Source organism: Acidiphilium multivorum AIU301 (genome assembly GCF_000202835.1).
Classification (GTDB): Bacteria; Pseudomonadota; Alphaproteobacteria; order Acetobacterales; family Acetobacteraceae; genus Acidiphilium; species Acidiphilium multivorum.
This window is the reverse complement of sequence record NC_015186.1, coordinates 1895476-1913322: the sequence shown is the minus strand read 5'-3', so window position 1 is coordinate 1913322 and position 17847 is coordinate 1895476. Positions and strand designations below refer to the sequence as shown.

Sequence of the window (17847 nt, the reverse complement as noted above, 5' to 3'; positions counted from 1 at the left end):
TGACCATGACCCATGAAACCGCCTCCGAATTTCTCGCCGCCTGGCAGCGCAACACCACGGCCCTCGCCGGCAGCTACGATCCGGCGCAGGAACACGATGCCTGCGGCGTCGGCCTGATCGCGGCGCTCGACGGGCGCAAGCGGCGCGACGTCGTCGTCGCCGGCATCGACGCGCTGAAGGCCGTCTGGCATCGGGGCGCGGTCGATGCGGATGGCAAGACCGGCGATGGCGCGGGCATCCATGTCGAGATTCCGCAGGACTTCTTCGCCGATGCGGTGGAGCGCGGCGGCGACCGCATGCGCCGCGGGCCGATCGCGGTAGGCATGGTGTTCCTGCCCAAGACCGATCTCGGCGCGCAGGAGCGCTGCCGGCAGATCGTCGAGACCGAGATCCTGAATTTCGGCTACCGCATCTATGGCTGGCGCCAGGTGCCGATCGACGTCTCCTGCATCGGCGAGAAGGCGAACGCGACCCGCCCCGAGATCGAGCAGATCATGGTGTGGAACGCGCTCCGCAAGTCCGAGGAGGAGTACGAGCGCGACCTCTACGTGATCCGCCGGCGGATCGAGAAGGAAGCGATCGCGGCGCAGATTCCCGAGCTCTACATCTGCTCGCTCTCCTGCCGCTCGATCATCTACAAGGGCATGTTCCTCGCCGAGAGCCTGACGGAGTTCTACCCCGACCTGCTCGACGAGCGGTTCGTCTCGCGCTTCGCGATCTACCACCAGCGCTATTCGACCAACACCTTCCCCACCTGGCGGCTCGCCCAGCCGTTCCGCTGCCTTGCGCACAACGGCGAGATCAACACGCTGGCCGGCAACGTGAACTGGATGAAGAGCCACGAGACGCGCCTCGCCGCCGGCGCGCTCGATGATTATCTCGGCGACATCAAGCCGGTGATCCAGGCCGGCAGTTCCGACACCGCGACGCTCGATGCCGTGTTCGAACTGCTGGTGCATGGCGGCCGCGACGCGATGATGGCGAAGACGCTGATGATCCCGCCCTCGATCGGCGCCGATGCGACGATGAAGCCCGCGCATCGCAACCTGATCAGCTATTGCAACGCGGTGATGGAGCCGTGGGACGGACCGGCCGCGATCACCGCGACGGATGGCCGCTACGTCATCGCCGGGCTCGACCGCAACGGGCTGCGGCCGCTGCGCTTCACCCGCACCAGCGACGGGCTGCTGATCGTCGGATCGGAAACCGGCATGGTCAAGCGCGAGGAGGCGGAGATCGTCGAGCGCGGCCGCGTCGGGCCGGGCGAGACCATCGCCGTCGATCTCGCCGATGGCCGCTTCTACCATCATGCCGAGCTGATGGACGATCTCGCCGCCCGGCAGGATTTCGGCGCCTGGACCGCCGGCATCAAGGTGATCGACCATATCGTGAAAACCGATACGCCGGAGCCGGTTCTCTTCGAGGGCGAGGCGCTGCGCCGCCGCCAGCTCGGCGTCGGCTACACGCTGGAGGAGCTCGAACTCATCCTGCATCCGATGGTCGAGGACGCCAACGAGGCGACCGGCTCGATGGGCGACGACACGCCGATCGCCGTGCTGTCGGAGCGTTATCGCGGGTTGCATCACTATTTCCGCCAGAGCTTCAGCCAGGTCACCAACCCCGCGATCGACAGTCTGCGCGAAAGCCGCGTGATGTCGCTGAAGACGCGGCTCGGCAATCTCGGCAACGTGCTCGACGAGGATTCCAGCCAGTGCGATCTGTTGCAGCTGGAAAGCCCGGTTCTCTCGACCGCCGAGTTCGACGCGATGCGCCGGACGATGGGCGACAATGCCTGCGTGGTGAACTGCACCTTCCCGGTCGCCGATGGCGAGGGCGGGCTGCGCGCCGCGATCGAGCGGATCCGCCGCGAGGCCGAGGAAGGCGTGCGCGCGGGCTGCACGCATGTCATTCTCACTGACGAGACGTTTGACGAGGCGCATGCGCCGATCCCGATGATCCTCGCCACCGGCGCCGTGCACACGCATCTCGTCCGCCAGTCGCTGCGGACCTTCACCAGCCTCAACGTGCGCGCCGCCGAATGCATGGACGTGCATTACTTCGCCGTGCTGATCGGCGTGGGGGCGACCACGATCAACGCCTATCTCGCGCAGGAAAGCATCGCCGACCGGCATCGCCGCGGCCTGTTCGGATCGATCAGCCTGAAGGAGTGCATCGGCCGCTACAAGAAGGCGGTGAACAAGGGATTGCTCAAGGTGATGTCGAAGCTCGGCATCTCGGTGATCTCGTCCTATCGCGGCGGCTACAATTTCGAGGCGATCGGACTCTCGCGCGCGCTGGTCGCCGAATTCTTCCCCGGCATGCCCTCGCGGATTTCCGGCATCGGCCTGCCCGGCATCGCCCACAAGATGCTGGAACTGCACCGCACCGCCTGGGATTCGGATGCCGTCACCCTGCCGGTCGGCGGCGCCTATCGCCTGCGCCGCAAGGGCGAGACGCATGCGTTCGACGGGCAGATGGTCCACATGCTGCAGACCGCGGTCGCGACCGACAGCTTCACGCTGTATCGCAAATACGCCGATGCGGTGAACGCCCAGCCGCCGGTGGCGCTGCGCGACCTGCTCGATTTCCGCAGCGAGGGGATGACGCCGATCCCGGTGGACGAGGTCGAGAGCATCACCGAAATCCGCAAGCGGCTTGTCGCACCGGGCATTTCGCTCGGCGCGCTCAGCCCCGAGGCGCACGAGACGCTGTCGATCGCGATGAACCGCATCGGCGCGCGCTCGGATTCGGGCGAGGGCGGCGAGGACGCGGCACGGGCGACGCCGCGGCCGAACGGCGATAACGCGTCGTCGGCGATCAAGCAGATCGCCTCGGGCCGTTTCGGCGTGACGGCGGAATATCTCAACAACTGCCGCGAGATCGAGATCAAGGTCGCCCAGGGGGCGAAGCCCGGCGAGGGCGGCCAGCTGCCCGGCTTCAAGGTTACCGAGCTGATCGCCAAGCTCCGGCATTCGACGCCGGGGGTGATGCTGATCAGCCCGCCGCCGCATCACGACATCTACTCGATCGAGGATCTTGCCCAGCTGATCTACGATCTCAAGCAGATCAACCCGCAGGCGACGGTGTGCGTGAAGCTCGTCTCGCGCTCGGGCATCGGCACCATCGCGGCCGGCGTGGCGAAGGCGAAGGCGGATGCGATCCTGATCTCCGGCCATTCTGGCGGCACCGGTGCCTCGCCGCAGACCTCGATCAAGTATGCCGGCCTGCCCTGGGAGATGGGCCTGTCGGAGACACATCAGGTGCTGATGCTCAACCGGCTGCGCCACATGGTGAAGCTGCGCACCGATGGCGGCATCAAGACCGGGCGCGACGTGGTGATCGCGGCCATGCTCGGCGCCGAGGAATTCGGCATCGGCACCGCCTCGCTGGTGGCGATGGGCTGCATCATGGTCCGCCAGTGCCATTCCAACACCTGCCCGGTCGGCGTGTGCACGCAGGACGAGGCGCTGCGCGCGAAGTTCGAGGGCACGCCGGAGAAGGTGATCAACCTGTTCTCCTTCATCGCCGAGGATGTGCGGCACATCCTCGCCTCGCTCGGCGTGCGCCGGCTCGAGGACGTGATCGGCCGCACCGATTACCTGCACCAGATCTCGCGCGGCTCCGAGCTGCTCGACGATCTCGATCTCAACGCGCTGCTCGCCCAGGCCGACCCCGGCCCCTATGCGCGCTTCTGCACGCTGCAGGGCCGCAACGAGGTGCCAGAGACGCTGGATGCGCAGATGATCGAGGATGCGACACCGTTCTTCGAGCGCGGCGAGAAGATGCAGCTGCAATACGGCATCCGCAACACGCATCGCGCGATCGGCACCAAGTTCTCGGGACAGATCGTGCGGCGCAAGCGCGGCGCCGACCTGCAGGCCGACCACGTCACCGTGCGGCTGCGCGGGGCGGCGGGCCAGTCGCTCGGCGCCTTCGCGGTGCGCGGGCTCAAGCTCGAGGTCTTCGGCGATGCCAACGACTATGTCGGCAAGGGCCTGTCCGGGGCGACCATCGTGGTGCGGCCGGCGCCGTCCTCGACGCTTGTCAGCCAGGATAACACGATCATCGGCAATACCTGCCTCTACGGCGCAACCTCGGGCCGGCTGTTCGCCGCCGGCCAGGCGGGCGAGCGCTTCGCGGTGCGCAATTCCGGCGCCGTGGCGGTGGTCGAGGGGGCAGGGTCGAATGCCTGCGAATACATGACCGGCGGAACGGTCGTGATTCTCGGGCCGGTGGGCGACAATTTCGGTGCCGGCTTCACCGGCGGCATCGCCTTCGTCTACGATCCGGCCGCCGATTTCGAGCTGCGGGTCAACCCCGACACGCTGCTTTGGAATCGGGTGACGGAGGCCTACTGGGCGCAGCATCTGCGCGACCTCGTGACCGAGCACGCGCGCGAGACGCAGAGCCTCTATGCCGAGCGCCTGCTCAACGAGTGGGAGCGCACGCTGGCGCGGTTCTGGATGGTGGTGCCGCGCGACTATGCGCGCTTCCTGCCGGTTCCGATGACGGCGCCGGCGGCGGAGAAGATTCCGGCCGAGTAACCGGCCGGAAGATCTTCAGCCGAGATGCGCCGCGGCGAACTGCCGCAGCGCCCGGTAGCGGTGGCTGATCGCCGATTTTTCCGCCTTGTCGAGTTCGGCGAAACTGCGCGTCTCGCCGAGCGGCACGAAGACCGGATCGTAGCCGAAGCCGCCATCGCCGCGCGGCGCGGGGGCGATGCGCCCGCGGCACCAGCCGAGATAGGTGAAGGTCCGTCCTTCGGGTGTCGCGAGGCAGATCGCGGCGGCGAAGGCGGCGCGGTCGTCCGCCCGGCTGGCGGCGATGATATTCGCCATCGCCGCGGCATAGCCGCCCGCCTCCTGCGCGAACCGCGCCGAGCGCACGCCGGGCGCGCCGCCGAGGGCGGCGACCTCCAGCCCCGAATCGTCGGCGATCGCCGCAAGACCGCTCGCTGTCGCCGCCGCGAGCGCCTTGATCCGCGCATTGCCGGCGAAATCCGGCGCGTCCTCCGCCGGCTCCTTCAGGCCGAGCGCGCCGGAAGATACACAATCGAGCCCGTGCGGGGCGAGCAGCAGGGCGAATTCGGCGAGCTTGCCGGCATTGTGGGTGGCGATCACCACCCGCTGGCCGCGTTCGAGCCGCATCGCCGCCTCAGGCCGCATCGAGGGCCGCGCGCTGTGCCGTGAACAGCTCGGCGGTGCCCTTGCGGGCGAGGCCGAGCAGGGTGCCGAAGGTCGCCTCCTCGAAGGTCGCCCGTTCGGCGGTCGCCTGGATCTCGACGATGCCGCCCGTGCCGGTGAGGACGAAATTGGCGTCCGCCTCGGCGTTGGAATCCTCGGCGTAATCGAGGTCGAGGACCGGGACGCCCCCGAACACGCCGCAGGAGACGGCCGCAACCTGGCCAATCAGCGGGTCGGTCGCGATCACGTTCGCCTTGCGCAGCGTGCGAATCGCGAGCGCGAGCGCGACCCAGGCGCCGGTGATCGCGGCACAGCGCGTGCCGCCATCGGCGTTCAGCACGTCGCAATCGAGGGTGATGGTCATTTCGCCCAGCGCCGTGCGGTCCACCACCGCGCGCAGCGAGCGGCCGATCAGCCGCTGGATTTCCTGTGTGCGGCCGGACTGCTTGCCGCGCGCCGCCTCGCGGTCGCCGCGGGTGTGGGTCGCGCGCGGCAGCATGCCGTATTCCGCCGTCACCCAGCCCTGGCCGGCGCCGCGCAGGAAGCCCGGCACCCGGCCCTCCACGCTCGCCGCGCACAGCACCTCGGTGCCGCCCATGCGGATCAGCGCCGAGCCCTCGGCATGGCGGGAGAAGCCGGTGACGATCTCCACCTGGCGCAGCGCATCGGCCATGCGGCCGCTCGGTCTCTTGATTTCGGGCATGAAGCCTCTCCTGTCGGCTGAAACGTGTCGCTTGATTTTCGCCCCGCGATACCCGACTCTGGCGCCATGGACCAGACATCCAAGCGTTCCTCCGCCCGCGCCGGTCGGCCAAAGCCGGCGGTCGGGCCGGTGCGGCTGCCGCCGGGGCTTGATGAACGCTCCGCCGCGGTGCTGCGTGAAATCGTCGAGCAATATGTCGAGACCGGCGAGCCGGTGGGCAGCCGCACGCTCTCGCGCCTGCTGCCGATGGGCCTGTCGCCGGCGACGATCCGCAACGTCATGGCGGACCTGACCGATGCCGGGCTGCTGTTCTCGCCGCATATCTCGGCCGGACGGCTGCCGACCGAGCGGGGCTTGCGCCTCTTCGTCGACGGTTTGCTGCATTTCGGCGAGTTGTCGGACGAGGAGCGCGAGCGGATCGAGGCGGCGCTCGCCCAGTCCGGCCGGTCGATCCAGGACACGCTCACCGAGGCCTCCGCCCTGCTCTCGGGCCTGTCGCAGGCGGCCGGGATCGTGCTGGCGCCGAAATCGGAAGGGGCGGTCAAGCATATCGAATTCGTGCCGCTGAGTTCCGGCCGCGCCCTCGTCGTGCTGGTCTCGGCGGATGGCCAGGTCGAGAACCGGGTGATCGAGACGCCGCCCGGCGTGCCGCCCTCGGCGCTGCAGGAGGCGAGCAACTACCTCAATGCCCAGCTCTCCGGCCTGTCGCTCGGCGAGCTGCGCGTTCGCGTGGCCGACGACATGAGGGCGGACCGCTCGGCGCTGGACGATCTCGCCGCCGGCATCGTCGAGGCCGGTCTCGCGACCTGGTCGGACGAGGGCAGGGGCGGTTCGCTGATCGTGCGCGGCCAGGCGCGGCTGCTCGCCGATGTCGACCAACTGGAAAAACTCGCCTCGGTGCAGCAGCTCTTCGAGCGGCTGGAGGCGCAGGAGACGATGCTGAAGCTGCTCGAACTGGCCGAGCGCTCGGAAGGCGTGCGCATCTTCATCGGCGCCGAAAGCGGGCTGTTCGGCGCCTCCGGCATGTCGATGGTGGTTGCCCCGGCGCGCTCGCGCGATGACCGGATCGTGGGCGCGATCGGCGTGATCGGGCCGACGCGGATCAATTACGGGCGCATCATTCCCGTGGTGGATTACACCGCGCGGGTGATCGGGCGGCTGCTCGGATGAGCCTGTTCTTCGACGATCTGGCGGTGGGCACCCGCTTCGAAAGCGGCACGACGACGCTCGATGCGGCGGCGATCCGGGAGTTCGCCGCGCGATACGATCCGCAGCCCTTCCATCTCGACGATGCGGCGGCGCGGACGACGCTGTTCGGCGGGCTCGCCGCCTCGGGCTGGCACACGGCGGCGGTGACGATGCGGCTGCTGGTGGAGAGCGTGCCGATCGCCGGCGGGCTGATCGGCGCCGGGAACGATATCTCCTGGCCCCGGCCGACGCGGCCGGGCGATGTGCTGCGCGTGGTTACCGACGTCGTGGAGATGACCCCCTCCGCCTCGCGCCCCGATCGCGGGCGGGTGGTGATGCGGTCGGAAACGCTGAACCAGAACGGCGAGGTGGTGCAGATCCTGCTCGCCCGGCTGGTGGTGCCGCGGCGTGCGCCGTAGCCACTCATCCGCGACCGAGCACCATGCCAGGGCGACGCCGGTCCGGCGATGAGGCCGCCGGCGCGGCGCGCCCGGTCTTGACGCTGCCGCCGCAAGTATGATTATTTTTTTATCGATAGCAGAAATAATCAATCTCAGGCGGGAACGTGGTAACAGATCGAGGCGACCGGCCATCCGGCGACGATACCGAACTCGTCACCCGGGTGGCGTGGCTCTACTACGAGGCATCCCTGACCCAGGCGGAGATCAGCGCGCAGCTTCGCATTCCGCCGGCGCGCGTGCAGCGGCTGATCGCCGGCGCCGCGCGCAGCGGCCTCGTGCGGATCCTCATCGAGGGCGATCTCGCCGGCTGCCTCGGCCTGGAGCGGACGCTGATCGAGCGCCATGGCCTGACCTATTGCCGGGTCGTTCCCGCGCTGCCCGACGCTCCGGCCGCGGCGGGCGGCGCCGCATCGTCCCGCGTCATTTCCTCGCTCGGCCGCGCGGCGGCGGCGTTTCTTCATGAAACCTTCGCCCGCGGCCAGCATCGTGTCGTCGGGTTCGGGCATGGCCGCACCATGGCCGCGACGGTCGAACACCTGCCGCGCGAGCCGCGGGAGGGGCTGAAGGTCGTCTCCATCATCGGCGCGCTCGCGCAGCGGATCGACGCCAACCCGTTCGACGTGATCCACGCGCTGGCGGAAAAGACCGGGGCGGCGGCCTATCTGCCGCCGGTGCCGTTCTATGCCCAGTCGCGCGCCGATCGCCGGGTGCTGCTGCGCCAGCGCGGCGTGGCCGAGGCGTTCGTCGTGGCGGCGGAGGCCAGTCTCTATGTCATGGGCATCGGCGAGATCGGGCGGACGGCGTCGCTCTGCCAGACCGGCATGCTGCTGCCCGAGGAACTGGAACAGGCGCGGCGCGACGGCGCGGTGGCCGAGGCGCTGGGCTCGTTCTTCGACGCCGGGGGGCGGCGCATCCGCACCGAACTGCATGACCGGCTGATCGGCATCGATCTCGCCGAAAGCGGCGATCGCGAGGTCGTCGCCGTGGCGGGCGGGATGGAGAAGCAGGCCGCGATCGCCGCGATGCTGCGCGGCCGGCTGATCACCGGGCTGATTACCGACGAGCGGACCGCTTCGTCCCTGGTGGCGGACAACGACGACGGCGCGGCGCGTGGCGCGTCCCGCAGGGTGGCGAAGGCGTGACGCGCCGGCGTTTCGCGCGCGCGAGACATGGAGAACCGCCGTGGAGGCCGTGATCGGGCTTGACTGCAGCACCAGCGCGGTCAAGGCGCTGGCCTTCGACCGGCAGGGAAGCGTGCTGGCCATCGGCCGTGCCCGGCTCCCCTTCGCGCCCGATGCCGAAGGCCGGTTCGAGCAGGACCCGGAAGACTGGTGGCGGGCCTGCCGCGCGGCGCTCGCCGAACTGGCCGCGGGGCTCGACGGGATCGAGATCGCCGGGCTGGCGATCGCCAACCAGCGCGAGACGATCGCGCCGCTCGATGCCGGTTTCCGGCCGGTTCGGCCGGCGATCCTGTGGCTCGACGGGCGGGCGGTGGGCGATGCCGCTGCGATGGCGGAGGCCCTCGGCGCCGACCATCTGCACCGGGTCACCGGCAAGATCCCCGACCCCAATCCGGCGCTTTACAAGCTGGCCTGGATGCGCCGCTGCGAGCCGGAGCGGCTCGGCGCCAGCGCCTGGTTCGCCGAGGTGCATGGCTATCTGGTCCAGCGGCTGACGGGCCGGTTCGCGACCAGCACCGCATCGGCCGATCCGCTCGGCGTCTATGATCTCGCGGCGAAGCGCTACGCGGACGACCTGCTCGACGCGATCGGGCTGTCCGCCGCGCGGTTCGCGCCGGCGCTGCCGCCCGGCACGAAGCTGGGCGGCCTGACCGCCGAGGCCGCGCGCGCGACCGGCCTGCAAGAAGGGCTGAAGGTGATTGCCGGCGCCGGCGACGGCCAGGCGGCCGGTCTCGGCGTGAATGTGATGGAGCCGGGCCGGGCCTATCTCAACCTCGGCACCGCCGTGGTCGCCGGAATGCGGAGCGCGAGCTACCGGGTGGGGCGTGGCTTCCGCACCATGATCGCCGCGGATGGCGAGGGCTATATCCTCGAAACCTCGCTCCGTTCGGGCACGTTGCTGTGCGACTGGCTGACGCGCGACATCTTCGGCGGCGATGCAGCACTGCTCGCCGAGCTCGAACCCGCGGCGGCGGCGCTGCCGCCGGGATCGGACGGGGTGATGATCCTGCCCTATTTCCTCGGGGTGATGACGCCGCACTGGGACGGCGCCGCGCGCGGCGCGATCGTCGGGCTCGCGCCGCATCACGGCAGGGCGCATCTCCTGCGGGCGCTGTACGAAGGCATCGCCCTGGAGCAGGCCGGGGTGATGGCGCGCATCGAGGCCGAGGCCGGGCTCGCCGCGCGCGAGATCGTCGCCATCGGCGGCGGCGCGCAGAGCGACCTCTGGTGCGCGATCCTGGCCGACGCGCATGGCGTGCCGGTGCTGAGATCGGCGACGGTCGAGGCCACCAGCCTTGGCGCGGCGATGGCCGCCGCCGTCGGCGCGGGCTGGTATTCCGGATTTGCCGAGGCCGCATCGGCGATGGCCGGCGCGGTGACCGCGCGCTTCACCCCGGATGCAGGCCGCGCCGCCCTCTATGCCCGCCTGCGCCGCGCCCATGCCGGGCTCTATCCGGCGCTGCGGCCGTTCGGCGCCGCCCCGTTGACCTGAAAGGATACCACGATGAAGGCACTCTACATCCGCGGCGTGCGGGACATCACGATCGGCGATGCGCCCGAGCCCGTGCCGGGAAACGACCGCATTGCCGTCGAGGTCGCCGGCGTTGGTGTCTGCGGCAGCGACCTGCATTATTACCTCGAAGGATCGATCGGCAGCCAGGTCATCGTCGAGCCTTTCGTGCCGGGCCATGAATTCGCCGCCCGCGTGCTCGAGGCGCGTCCGGAACTCGGCCTTGCCAAGGGCGAACTCATCGCGGTCGACCCCGCCATGCCCTGCGGCCATTGCGAATGGTGCCATCGCGGCGAGATCAACCTCTGCCCCGACACCGTGTTCAACGGCGCGCCGCCCTATCCTGGGGCGATGGCCGAGCGCATGGCGATCGAGCCGCGCCAGGTCGTGAAGGTGCCGCAGCATTTCACGATCGAGGAGACGATGATGCTGGAGCCGCTCGGCGTCGCGATCCACGCCATCGACCTCGCGAGGCCGCGCCTGCTGGAATCGGTTGCGGTGATCGGTTGCGGGCCGATCGGTCTGCTGATGATCGCGCTCGCCCGCCTCGCCGGCGTCGGGCAGATCCTGGCGATCGATCCGGTGGCGTATCGCCGCGCGCATGCCGGCGCGCTGGGTGCCGACCGCGTCAGCGCCGACCGGCACGACATCGCCGCCTGGACCGATGGCCGCGGCGTCGATCTCGTGCTCGAGGCGACCAACGCGCCGGAGGGATTCCAGCACGCGGCCGATGTCGCGCGGATCGGCGGGCGGATCGTCCTCGTCGGCATTCCCGAAGGGAATTCCTACACGCTTGCCGCCGGGGCGGCGCGGCGCAAGGGGCTTTCCGTCAAGTTCTCGCGCCGCATGGGCCATGTCTATCCGCGCGCCATCCGCCTCGTCGCCGAACGGCGGGTCGATGTCGCGCGCATCGTCACGCACCGGTTTCCGCTGGCCGAGGGCGCCCGCGCCTTCGAGATTCAGGCCGCCTGCGCCGATGGGGCGCTCAAGAGCCTCATCCTGCCGAACGCCTGAACGGCCGGATAATTCCGGTTGCAGGCGATGATTAATCCGGGCATACGTGAAAAAATAATCAAACTTCGCGGCAACCCCGCCTTCAAGGAGGATACGTCATGCAGAGAGTGCTGAAATACGCGCTGGCAGGGGCGACGAGCGCGCTCGTCGGCCTCGGCGCGAGCGCCCCGACCGCCCATGCCTGGACGCTCGCCCAGGCCGCCGCGCCCTACAAGGGCATGACGGTGACCGTGGTCGGGCTCGACCGGCCGAGCTACAAGGCCGCCGAGAAACTGACGCCGGAATTCGAGAAGGAAACCGGCATCCACGTGAAATGGGTGAACTACCCGTACGAGAACACGCTGAAGGCCGAGACGCTGAACTTCGTCTCGCACAGCAGGCAGTTCGACGCGATCCTGACCGACGTCGTCTGGCCGGTGGACTTCACCCGCGCCCACTGGGTCGTGCCGGTCGATCATTTCCTGGCCGACAAGGCGATCGCCGATCCCGATATCGACATCGGCGATTTCTTTCCGGTCTGGCGCCATGCCTTCACGGTGGGCGGCAAGCTCATCGGCCTGCCGTTCGATTCCTATGCCGGGCTGCTCTACTACAACAAGAAGATCCTCAAGGAGCACGGCTTCTCCGGCCCGCCGACCACCTGGACCCAGCTGCTGAACGACTACGCGGCGAAGCTCTACGATCCCTCGAAGAACCTCTACGGCTACGCGCTGCAGTCGGCCCGCGGCGAGACGCAGACGGCCGACAGCTTCACCCGCTTCCTCTGGCCCTGGGGCGGGCGTTACTTCGACGCCAAGGCGAAGAAGATGACGCTGGATTCGAAGGCGGCGATCGCCGGCGAGACCTTCCGCCAGGAGCTGGTGAAATACATGCCGAAGGGCATCATCGCGGATGATCACTCGCAGGTCGTCCAGCTGATGGGCCAGGGGCAGCTGGCGATGATCACCGAATGGTCGGCCTTCTACCCGACGCTCAAGGCCTCCTCGATCGGCAACGATCTCGGCGTCACGGTCGAGCCCAAGGGGCCCAATGGCCGCTACTCGGCCTTCGGCGGCTTCGCCTACATGGTCAGCGCGCAGGTTCCGGCGAAGGAGCAGAACGCGACCTGGCTGTTCATCCAGTGGCTGACCTCCAAGGCGATGGCGCAGCCGCTGATCGAGAACGGCGCGGTGGTCGCCCGCAAGAGCGCCGATACCGACCCGGCGCTCGATGCGAAATATCCCTACCTGAAGCCGATGGTGGAAACCTGGGAAAACGGCAGCGTGCCCGACTGGCGCCCGCAGATCGCCTGCTATCCGTATTTCTCTGAACTGGTCTCCGATTACGGCTCCGAAATCGAGGCCGGCAAATACCCGGTCGCGAAGGGGCTGAAGCTGCTCAACGCCAAGCTCCAGCACTACATGAACTCGACGGGTTGCTGGAATTCGGTCAACCTGCCGAAGCGCTGATCTTCCGGCGCGAACCATGCGCCCCGTCCGGCGGGGCGCATGCGACGCGGCGGCGCACGCTGCAAACGGGCAACGGATACCAATGGCAAACACGGACGGAACGGCAAGCCTCGCGGCCGCGAGCACGACGTTGAAGACGCCGCTGGCGCGGCGGCTGGAGCCGTGGTTCTTCGTCGGGCCGTCGCTCTTCCTGCTGCTGCTCGTCGGCCTCTACCCGACGATCTTCGTGCTCTACTACTCGTTCCATAACTGGACGATGGGCATGGGCCCGCCGACCTTCGCCGGGCTCGAGAACTACATCAACGCGCTCACCTCCCCCGGCTTTCTCGACGCCCTCAGGCGGACCGGCGAGTTCCTCATCGTCACCCTGCCGGTCGAGCTCGGCCTCGGCATGGCGATCGCGCTGGCGCTCGACCAGACCCGGAACCCCGCGCTGCGCCGCCTCGTGCAGATCCTCCTCGTGGTGCCGATCGCGACCACGCCCAGCGTGGTCGGCATGCTCGTCCAGCTGATGTTCAACACCCAGCTCGGCATCGTCAACTATCTCGGCCATCGCCTCGGCCTCGGCCAGGTGGACTGGCTCGGCAGCGGCACCGCCGCGTTCGGCATGGTGACGGTGACGCAGATCTGGGAATGGACGCCCTTCGTCGCCCTCGTGCTCTCGGCCAGTCTCGCCACCGTGCCCGGCGACATCGAGGAGGCGCTGATGCTGGAGACCGAAAGCTTCTGGGCCCGCTTCCTGCACATCAAGCTGCCCTACATGCGGCCGGGCATCGTCGCCAGCCTCGTCTTCCAGACGATCTTCACGGTGAAGACCTTCGACATGATCTACTCGATCCAGAAGGGCGGCCCCGGCAACGCGACGCAGATGGTCTCGCTGAAGATCGAGCGCATCGCCTTCCGCGGGTTCGATGTCGGGCTGGCCTCGGCGGAATCGGTGCTGACGCTCGTCTTCACCATCCTTCTCGCCCAGGCCGTGGTGAAATTCCTCTATTCCGACCGGGCGGAGGGCTAGCGATGAAACAGCGCGCCCTCACCCTGCTGCACGGACTGTTCCTGCTCGCCGTGGCGCTGGTGATCGTGTTTCCGTTCTACTGGATGATCGCCTCCTCGCTGAAGCCGGAATCGCTGATCTTCCGCCTGCCGCCGGCGTGGCGCTTCGCGCCGGACCTTGCCGGTTATGCCAAGGCGATCACCCAGAACGACATGCTGCGCGCCCTCGCCAATTCGGTGATCGTGACGGTGGGCGCGGTGGCGCTCGGCCTCGCGGTCGGCGCGCCGGCGGCCTATGCCCTGGCCCGCTACGAGTTCCGCGGCCGCGCGCAGATCCAGTTCTGGTACGTGACGAACTGGATGCTCATCCCCGTCGTGGTGCTGATCCCGTTCTATCTTCTCGCGGCCGACCTGCAGCTGATCAACAACCCGGTCGTGCTGATCCTGATCTACCAGACCTTCGTCGTGCCGCTGGTCGTCTGGCTGCTGGTCGACCAGTTCCGCGCGGTTCCGGTGGCACTTGAGGAAGCGGCGCTGCTCGACGGCATGAGCCGGTTCGGCATCTTCCTGCGCATCACCCTGCCGCTGACGCTGCCGGGCATCACCGTCGCCGCCATCCTGGCCGGCATCTTCGCCTGGAACGACCTGCTCTACGCCTTCATCCTCACCCCCGCGAACGATGCGCGGACGGCGCCGGTCGTCATGATGGGATTCCTCGGCGGCTACATCATCCCGTGGCAGACGGTGATGTCCTGCGCCGTGATGATCTGCGCGCCGGTCGTCGTCGGCGGCATCGCGATCCACAAATACATTGCCCGCGGCCTGACGCTGGGCGCAGTGAAGTAGCCGGCGGGAGACAAGCGTGGCAGAGATCATCATCGAGGGCGTGACCAAGCGGTTTGCTGCGGTCGAGGCGCTGCAGCGGGTCGACCTCGCGATCGCCGACGGCGAGTTCATGGTGCTGCTCGGCCCCTCGGGCTGCGGCAAGACGACGCTGCTGCGCATGATCGCCGGGCTCGAGACGCCGAGCACCGGCCGCATCCTGATCGGCGGCACCGACGTGACGCTGCTGCCGCCGGCCCGCCGCGACGTCGGCATGGTCTTCCAGAACTACGCGCTCTATCCGCACATGACGGTGCGGCAGAACATCGCGCTCGGCCTGAAGCTGCGCGGCCTCGATGCCGCGGAGATCGAGCGGCGGATCGGCTTCGTCGCCAACCTCGTGCAGATCGCGCCCTATCTCGACCGCAAGCCGCGCGCGCTGTCCGGCGGGCAGCGCCAGCGCGTCGCCCTGGCCCGCGTCATCGCGCGCGAGCCGTCGGTCTCGCTGATGGACGAGCCGCTGTCGAACATCGATGCCCAGCTGCGCACCATCATGCGCGCCGAATTGCTGCGGATCCACCGCAAGGTGGGGATGACGACGATCTACGTCACCCACGACCAGGAAGAGGCGATGGGCCTCGGCGATCGCATCACGGTGATGAATTTCGGCCGCGTCGAGCAGATGGGCACGCCGGACGACATCTATGCCCGCCCGGCCAACGCCTTCGTCGCCCGCTTCATCGGCGCGCCGCGGATGAACCTCGTGCGCGCCGCCCACGGCATCGGGCGCGACGTGATCGACACGCCGTCGCTCCGCGCGCCGCTGCCGCCCGGCGTGGCCGTACCGGACGACGTGCTGGTCGGCTTCCGCGGCGAGGATGCGCGGCCCGGCGCCGCCGCCCCCGGCGAGATGGCGATCGGCGGCGTGATCGACGTGGTCGAGCATCTCGGCGCGCAGATCGAGGTGCATTTCCGCACCGCGGACGGCCAGGAAGTCGTCGTCCGCCGGCCGCGCAACGAGCGCCACTGGCGCGAGGGCGAGCGGATCGACCTCGCCGTGCCGGCCGACAACATGCATCTCTTCGACGCGCAAGGCGGGGCCGCGTTGCGCCCGCCGGGACATTGAGGAGGAACGCGATGGGAGGTTCGGGAACCGGGCGTTTCGCGGGGCGGCGCATCCTGGTCACCGGCGCGGGCAAGGGCATCGGCCGGGTCGCGGTCGCGATGCTTGCGGCGGAGGGCGCGGAGGTCGTCGCCGCCAGCCGCGCGCCCGACGACCTCGAAAGCCTCGCCGCCGAGACCGGCTGCCGGATCCATGCCGTCGACCTCGCCGATGCGGCGGCGGCGGCGGCCCTGGCCGAGGCGGCGCTGCCGGTCGACGCCCTGGTCAACAATGCCGGGATCGCCGAACTCGCGCCGTTCGTCGACACCACGGCCGAGATGTTCGACCGGATCATGGCGGTGAACGCGCGGGCGCCGATGCTGGTCGCCCAGGTCGTGGCGCGGGACTGGATCCGCCGCGGGGTGAAGGGGACGATCGTCAACGTCTCCTCGATCGCGAGCCTCTGGGGCACGCCGGATCACGCGGCCTATGGCGCGTCCAAGGCGGCGCTCGATTCGCTGACGATGACGATGGCGCAGGAACTCGGCCCGTTCGGCATCCGCACCAACAGCGTCAACCCGGTGGTGACGCTGACGCCGATGGCCGAGCGCGCCTGGAGCGATCCCGCCAAGGCCGGCTCCATGCTGGCGCGGATCCCGCTGCGCCGGTTCGCGCAGCCGGAGGAGGTGGCGTCGGTGATCGCCTTCCTGCTCTCGGATGCGGCCAGCATGGTGAACGGCGCGATCCTGCCGGTCGATGGCGGGTTCACCGTCGCCTGACCGTCCGCCCGCGGGCGGTTACCTGCGGGCCGTGGACGTCTCCGCCGGCTCGCGGAGCATCGCCTCGCGCGCCGCCGTCGCCAACTGGTCGACCCGCTCGTTCATCGGGTCGCCGGCATGGCCGCGCACCCAGATCCATTCGATCTCGTGCGGCTTCGCCGCGGCCAGCACGCGCTGCCAGAGCTCGTAATTCGCCACCGGGTCGCCCTGCGCGTTGCGCCAGTTCCGCCGCACCCAGCCGGTATGCCAGCGGGTGATGCCGTTGCGCAGATATTCGCTGTCGGTGTGCAGTTTCACCCGGCACGGGCGCTTCAGCGCCTCCAGCGCGGCGGCGGCGGCGGTCAGTTCCATGCGGTTGTTGGTGGTCTCGCGCTCGGCGCCGGACATTTCCCGCTCCGCCGCGCCGAAGCGCAGAACCGCCGCCCAGCCGCCGGCGCCCGGATTGGGCTTGCAGCCGCCATCGGTCCAGATCTCGACCAGTCCGCCCGGCTCAGACGCCATAATCGGCCGCCGATCCCGCCTGCAGGTGAAAGCGCAGGCGCCAGTAATAGTCGAGCGGGTCCTTGCGCGTCACCAGCGCGTCGTCCGGCGTGTTGATCCAGTCATAGAGCCGGGTGAGCAGGAAGCGGATCGCCGCCCCCCGGCAGAGCACCGGCAGCGCCTCGGTCTCGGCGGCCGAGAGCGGGCGGACCGCCTGGTAGCCGCGCAGCAGCGCGCGCGACTTGGTGATGTTGAAGCTGAAATCCGGCTCGAAGCACCAGGCGTTGAGGCACACCGCGATGTCGTAGGCGTACAGGTCGGTCGCGGCGAAATAGAAATCGATCAGCCCCGAGATCGCGTGGTCGAGGAAGAACACGTTGTCGGGGAACAGGTCGGCATGGATGTGCCCGCGCGGCAGCGCTCCCGGCCAGGCGGCGAGGGTGGCGTCCAGCGCCGCGCGAACCTCGCCGGTCAGGCCCGGCCGCACCGCATCGCCGCTGTCGCCGCAGCGCGCGAGCAGCGGCGGCCAGCCCTGCGGGCCGAGCGCGTTGGCGCGGGTCGGCGCGTAATCCTCGCCGGCGAGATGCATCCGCGCCATCGCCGCGCCGAGCGGGCCGCAATGCGCGACCGTCGGCCGCCGCGGCCACACGCCGGGCAGGAAGGTGGTGATCGCCGCGATCCGCCCGGCCAGCGGATTGAGATTGGCGCCGTCGCGCGCGCGCACCGGCAGCGGGCAGGGCAGGGATTTCGCGGCGAGATGTTCCATCAGCCCGAGAAACCAGGGCAGGTCCGCCGGGTCGACCCGCCGTTCGTAGAGCGTGAGGATGAAGTCGCCCTCGGTGGTGCGCAGCGAATAATTGCTGTTCTCGACCCCCTCGGCGATGCCGCGGAACGCGACCATGCGGCCGATGTCGTATCCTTCGAGGAACGCGGCCAGCGCGTCGTCCGTCACTTCCGTATAGACTGCCATGGCCCCGGGAGAT

At 69.1% G+C, this 17847-nt stretch carries 15 protein-coding genes; 11 read left to right on the top strand and 4 right to left on the bottom strand.

Annotated features, from left to right (window positions below):
* Positions 1 to 5: 5 nt before the first annotated feature.
* Positions 6 to 4544 carry a glutamate synthase large subunit gene (gltB, locus tag ACMV_RS08520; RefSeq protein ID WP_041665275.1) on the top strand — a complete coding sequence of 1513 codons (4539 nt, stop codon included), beginning with the start codon at positions 6 to 8 and terminating at the stop codon, positions 4542 to 4544.
* Between the two features lie 15 nt (positions 4545 to 4559).
* Here gltB and rdgB read toward each other — a convergent pair whose 3' ends face one another.
* Both rdgB and rph read right to left on the bottom strand, forming a co-directional pair.
* Positions 4560 to 5147: an RdgB/HAM1 family non-canonical purine NTP pyrophosphatase gene (gene rdgB / locus ACMV_RS08515; RefSeq protein ID WP_081479268.1), complete on the bottom strand. Its 588-nt coding sequence runs from the start codon at positions 5145 to 5147 to the stop codon at positions 4560 to 4562.
* Positions 5148 to 5154: 7 nt separating this feature from the next.
* Positions 5155 to 5886, bottom strand: coding sequence for a ribonuclease PH (gene rph / locus ACMV_RS08510; protein ID WP_013640139.1), 732 nt, complete (start codon positions 5884 to 5886; stop codon positions 5155 to 5157).
* Positions 5887 to 5952: 66 nt separating this feature from the next.
* Between rph and hrcA the strand changes: the two genes are divergently transcribed.
* The 10 genes from hrcA (at position 5953) to ACMV_RS08460 (ending at position 16384) form a co-directional block, all read left to right on the top strand.
* Positions 5953 to 7056, top strand: a complete 1104-nt coding sequence (gene hrcA / locus ACMV_RS08505; protein WP_007421917.1) for a heat-inducible transcriptional repressor HrcA — start codon at positions 5953 to 5955, stop codon at positions 7054 to 7056.
* A complete protein-coding gene (locus ACMV_RS08500; RefSeq protein ID WP_011942405.1) occupies positions 7053 to 7493 on the top strand; it encodes a MaoC family dehydratase in 441 nt (146 codons plus the stop codon). The genes hrcA and ACMV_RS08500 overlap by 4 nt, the downstream gene beginning before the upstream one ends.
* A gap of 146 nt (positions 7494 to 7639) precedes the next feature.
* Entirely contained in the window at positions 7640 to 8677 is a 1038-nt protein-coding gene (locus ACMV_RS08495) for a sugar-binding transcriptional regulator (RefSeq protein ID WP_013640138.1), read from the top strand.
* A gap of 40 nt (positions 8678 to 8717) precedes the next feature.
* Positions 8718 to 10208, top strand: a complete 1491-nt coding sequence (locus ACMV_RS08490) for a xylulokinase (protein WP_013640137.1) — start codon at positions 8718 to 8720, stop codon at positions 10206 to 10208.
* Between the two features lie 12 nt (positions 10209 to 10220).
* On the top strand, positions 10221 to 11240 hold the full coding sequence (locus tag ACMV_RS08485) for a zinc-dependent alcohol dehydrogenase (RefSeq protein WP_013640136.1): 1020 nt from the start codon (positions 10221 to 10223) through the stop codon (positions 11238 to 11240).
* A gap of 98 nt (positions 11241 to 11338) precedes the next feature.
* Positions 11339 to 12688: an ABC transporter substrate-binding protein gene (locus ACMV_RS08480; RefSeq protein ID WP_007421923.1), complete on the top strand. Its 1350-nt coding sequence runs from the start codon at positions 11339 to 11341 to the stop codon at positions 12686 to 12688.
* An 82-nt stretch (positions 12689 to 12770) separates the two neighbouring features.
* The gene (locus ACMV_RS08475) at positions 12771 to 13703 is read left to right on the top strand and encodes a carbohydrate ABC transporter permease (RefSeq protein ID WP_007421924.1); all 933 of its coding nucleotides are present in this window, start codon (positions 12771 to 12773) and stop codon (positions 13701 to 13703) included.
* Between the two features lie 2 nt (positions 13704 to 13705).
* Positions 13706 to 14527: a carbohydrate ABC transporter permease gene (locus ACMV_RS08470; protein WP_013640135.1), complete on the top strand. Its 822-nt coding sequence runs from the start codon at positions 13706 to 13708 to the stop codon at positions 14525 to 14527.
* A gap of 16 nt (positions 14528 to 14543) precedes the next feature.
* Positions 14544 to 15629, top strand: a complete 1086-nt coding sequence (locus ACMV_RS08465; protein ID WP_007421926.1) for an ABC transporter ATP-binding protein — start codon at positions 14544 to 14546, stop codon at positions 15627 to 15629.
* An 11-nt stretch (positions 15630 to 15640) separates the two neighbouring features.
* Positions 15641 to 16384 carry an SDR family oxidoreductase gene (locus ACMV_RS08460; RefSeq protein WP_013640134.1) on the top strand — a complete coding sequence of 248 codons (744 nt, stop codon included), beginning with the start codon at positions 15641 to 15643 and terminating at the stop codon, positions 16382 to 16384.
* Between the two features lie 18 nt (positions 16385 to 16402).
* Here the strand turns inward: ACMV_RS08460 and rnhA are convergent, their stop codons facing one another.
* On the bottom strand, positions 16403 to 16885 hold the full coding sequence (gene rnhA, locus ACMV_RS08455) for a ribonuclease HI (RefSeq protein ID WP_007421928.1): 483 nt from the start codon (positions 16883 to 16885) through the stop codon (positions 16403 to 16405).
* Complete coding sequence (locus ACMV_RS08450) at positions 16875 to 17834, bottom strand: homoserine kinase (RefSeq protein ID WP_013640133.1); 960 nt, start codon at positions 17832 to 17834, stop codon at positions 16875 to 16877. Before ACMV_RS08450 ends, rnhA begins: the two co-directional genes overlap by 11 nt.
* Between the last annotated feature and the right edge of the window lie 13 nt (positions 17835 to 17847).

Bases quoted from the DNA above. Each gene is read 5' to 3' on its own strand.
- gltB (WP_041665275.1), top strand. From the start codon at position 6: ATGACCCATGAAACCGCCTCCGAATTTCTCGCCGCCTGGCAGCGCAAC.
- rdgB (WP_081479268.1), bottom strand. From the start codon at position 5,147: ATGCGGCTCGAACGCGGCCAGCGGGTGGTGATCGCCACCCACAATGCC.
- rph (WP_013640139.1), bottom strand. From the start codon at position 5,886: ATGCCCGAAATCAAGAGACCGAGCGGCCGCATGGCCGATGCGCTGCGC.
- hrcA (WP_007421917.1), top strand. From the start codon at position 5,953: ATGGACCAGACATCCAAGCGTTCCTCCGCCCGCGCCGGTCGGCCAAAG.
- ACMV_RS08500 (WP_011942405.1), top strand. From the start codon at position 7,053: ATGAGCCTGTTCTTCGACGATCTGGCGGTGGGCACCCGCTTCGAAAGC.
- ACMV_RS08485 (WP_013640136.1), top strand. From the start codon at position 10,221: ATGAAGGCACTCTACATCCGCGGCGTGCGGGACATCACGATCGGCGAT.
- ACMV_RS08480 (WP_007421923.1), top strand. From the start codon at position 11,339: ATGCAGAGAGTGCTGAAATACGCGCTGGCAGGGGCGACGAGCGCGCTC.
- ACMV_RS08475 (WP_007421924.1), top strand. From the start codon at position 12,771: ATGGCAAACACGGACGGAACGGCAAGCCTCGCGGCCGCGAGCACGACG.
- ACMV_RS08470 (WP_013640135.1), top strand. From the start codon at position 13,706: ATGAAACAGCGCGCCCTCACCCTGCTGCACGGACTGTTCCTGCTCGCC.
- ACMV_RS08460 (WP_013640134.1), top strand. From the start codon at position 15,641: ATGGGAGGTTCGGGAACCGGGCGTTTCGCGGGGCGGCGCATCCTGGTC.
- rnhA (WP_007421928.1), bottom strand. From the start codon at position 16,885: ATGGCGTCTGAGCCGGGCGGACTGGTCGAGATCTGGACCGATGGCGGC.
- ACMV_RS08450 (WP_013640133.1), bottom strand. From the start codon at position 17,834: ATGGCAGTCTATACGGAAGTGACGGACGACGCGCTGGCCGCGTTCCTC.